The sequence below is a fragment of the Pseudomonas sp. PS02303 genome (genome assembly GCF_029959925.1).
In the GTDB taxonomy this organism is placed as follows: Bacteria; Pseudomonadota; Gammaproteobacteria; order Pseudomonadales; family Pseudomonadaceae; genus Aquipseudomonas; species Aquipseudomonas mandelii.
The window spans coordinates 1-3177 of the sequence record NZ_JASCOM010000415.1 but is presented as its reverse complement, the minus strand read 5'-3'; the positions used below and the strand labels follow the sequence as shown (position 1 = coordinate 3177).

2 protein-coding genes are annotated in these 3177 nt (G+C 61.3%); both read left to right on the top strand.

From position 1 onward, the window contains the following. The first annotated feature begins 116 nt into the window (after positions 1-116). Positions 117-2048 carry a 3D-(3,5/4)-trihydroxycyclohexane-1,2-dione acylhydrolase (decyclizing) gene (iolD, locus tag QMX98_RS33460; RefSeq protein WP_282412030.1) on the top strand — a complete coding sequence of 644 codons (1932 nt, stop codon included), beginning with the start codon at positions 117-119 and terminating at the stop codon, positions 2046-2048. A gap of 32 nt (positions 2049-2080) precedes the next feature. After that, positions 2081-3091 (top strand): Gfo/Idh/MocA family oxidoreductase, encoded by a 1011-nt coding sequence (locus QMX98_RS33455; protein ID WP_282412029.1) that lies wholly within the window; start codon positions 2081-2083, stop codon positions 3089-3091. Positions 3092-3177 lie beyond the last annotated feature (86 nt).

Sequence of the window (3177 nt, the reverse complement as noted above, 5' to 3'; positions counted from 1 at the left end):
GGCCCCAAATAAAAAAATAAGGCCCCCAAAACCCCCCCCACGGGGGCGCGGCCCCGCTCCCACAGTGATCGCATTTCACAGCACACACCGGATTCAGCTTCAAAGGAAGGTGCCGCATGACCACAACAAGACTGACCATGGCCCAGGCCCTGGTGAAATTCCTCGATAACCAGTACATCGAGGTCGACGGGGTCCAGAGCAAATTCATCGCCGGGATCTTTACCATTTTCGGCCACGGCAACGTGCTGGGCCTGGGGCAAGCCCTGGAGCAGGACAGCGGTGACCTGATCGTCCATCAAGGCCGCAACGAACAAGGCATGGCCCACGCCGCCATCGGTTTCGCCAAGCAACACCTGCGGCGCAAAATCTACGCCTGTACCTCATCCGTCGGCCCAGGCGCTGCGAACATGCTGACCGCCGCCGCGACGGCCACCGCCAACCGCATTCCCTTGCTGCTGTTGCCCGGCGACGTCTACGCCTGCCGCCAGCCAGACCCGGTGTTGCAGCAAATCGAACAGTTCCACGACTTGAGCATCAGCACCAACGATGCATTCAAGGCCGTGAGCAAATACTGGGACCGCATCAACCGCCCCGAGCAGTTGATGACCGCGGCGATCCACGCCATGCGGGTGCTCACCGACCCTGCCGAAACCGGCGCGGTGACCCTGGCCTTGCCGCAAGACGTGCAAGGCGAGGCCTACGACTATCCCGATTACTTCCTGCAAAAACGCGTGCACCGCATCGAACGTCGTCCGGCCACCGACGCGATGCTGGGTGATGCGCTGGCGCTGTTCAAAGGCAAGCGCAAACCGCTGATCATTTGCGGTGGCGGGGTCAAATACTCCGGGGCCAACGCGGCGTTACAGGCGTTTGCCGAGCGCTTCGACATTCCCTTCGCCGAAACCCAGGCCGGCAAGAGCGCGGTGGTGTCCAGCCATCCGCTGAACGTCGGCGGGATTGGCGAAACCGGGTGCCTGGCGGCGAACCTGTTGGCAAAAGACGCCGATCTGATCATCGGTATCGGCACCCGCTACAGCGATTTCACCACCGCGTCGAAGTCCCTGTTCCAGCATCCGGACGTGCAGTTTCTCAACCTCAACATCAGCCCGTGCGATGCCCTGAAACTGGATGGCGTGCAACTGCTGGCGGATGCGAAAACCGGTTTGCTGGCGCTGGCCGAAGCACTGGGCGATTACCGTTCCAGCTGGGGCGATCAACCGCGTCAGGCCAAGGCTCAGTTGGATGAGGAGGTCGATCGTCTCTATCAGATCGAGTACCAGACTCAAGACTTCTCCCCGGAAATCAACGACCACATGGACCCGGCGGTCCTGCGCGAATTCATCGAGCTGACCGGCTCGTGCCTGACCCAGAGCCGCGTGCTCGGCGTGCTCAACGAAACCCTCGCTGATGACGCCGTGATCGTCGCCGCCGCCGGCAGTCTGCCCGGTGACTTGCAGCGCAGCTGGCGCAGCAAGGGCGTGAACACCTATCACGTCGAATACGGTTATTCGTGCATGGGTTACGAGGTCAACGCCGCACTGGGCGTGAAGCTCGCCGAGCCTGAGCGTGAGGTGTATGCGCTGGTCGGCGACGGCTCTTACATGATGCTGCACTCGGAGCTGGCGACCTCGATCCAGGAGCGCCGCAAGATCAACGTGGTGTTGCTCGACAATATGACCTTCGGCTGCATCAACAACTTGCAGATGGGCAACGGCATGGACAGCTTCGGCACCGAGTTCCGTTTCCGCAACCCGGACACCGGCAAGCTCGATGGCGGTTTTGTGCCGGTGGATTTCGCCATGAGCGCGGCGGCCTATGGCTGCAAGACTTACAAAGTGAACACCGCTGACGAGCTGAAAGCCGCGCTGGCGGATGCGCGTTTGCAGACCGTGTCGACGCTGATCGACATCAAGGTCCTGCCCAAGACCATGATTCATGGCTACCTGTCGTGGTGGCGGGTCGGCGTGGCGCAAGTCTCCACCAGCGCCCGCACCAACGCGGTGGCCAAGACCCTCAATGAACGACTGGCCAAGGCCCGTCAGTACTGATTGCCCTGAATCGAACAATAAGGAGTCCTTACATGTCATTAAAGTTAGGCGTCATCGGCACCGGGGCCATCGGCCAGGACCACATTCGTCGTTGCAGCCAGACCTTGCTCAACAGTCAGGTGGTCGCCGTCACCGACATCAATTTGCAGCAAGCGGCCAAAGTCGTGTCGGACCTGAATCTGACCGCCGAGGTCTACCCCGACGGCCTGGCGCTGATCAACGCGCCAGAAGTCGAAGCGATCCTCGTCACCTCCTGGGGCCCGAGCCACGAAGCGTTTGTGCTGGCGGCGATTGCGGCAGGCAAACCAGTGTTCTGCGAGAAGCCCCTGGCCGTCACCGCCGAAGGCTGTCGCAACATCGTCGAGGCCGAAGTGGCCCACGGCAAACGCCTGGTGCAGGTCGGTTTCATGCGGCCGTATGACGAAGGCTATCGCGCACTCAAAGCGGTGATCGACAGCGGCCAGATCGGCGAACCGCTGATGCTCCATTGCGCGCACCGCAACCCGACCGTGGGCGAGAACTACAAGACCGACATGGCCATCACCGATACGCTGATTCACGAACTCGACGTGCTGCGCTGGTTGCTCGATGACGATTACGTGTCCGTGCAAGTGGTGTTCCCACGCAAGAGCAGCAAGGCCCTCGCGCATTTGAAAGACCCGCAAATCGTCCTGCTGGAGACTGCCAAGGGCACACGCATCGACGTCGAAGTGTTCGTCAACTGCCAGTACGGCTACGACATCCAGTGCGAAGTGGTGGGGGAGACCGGCATCGCCAAACTGCCGGAGCCTTCGCAGGTTCAACTGCGCAGTGGCGCGAAGTTGTCGAACGCGATTTTGATGGACTGGAAGGATCGCTTCATTGCGGCGTATGACGTTGAGTTGCAGGCGTTCATTGATGGCGTGCGAGCGGGGCAGGTCGGTGGCCCGTCAGCATGGGATGGCTTCGCCGCTGCCGTCGCAGCAGATGCCTGCATCGAAGCACAAAACAGCGGAGCGATCGTCCAAGTCACACTCCCTGACCGCCCCCGTTTCTACGGTTGAGCACCGTCCCCTGTGGGAGCGAGCCTGCTCGCGATAGCGCCAGCACATTCAACATTAATGTCGGCTGACACTCCGCTATCGCGAGC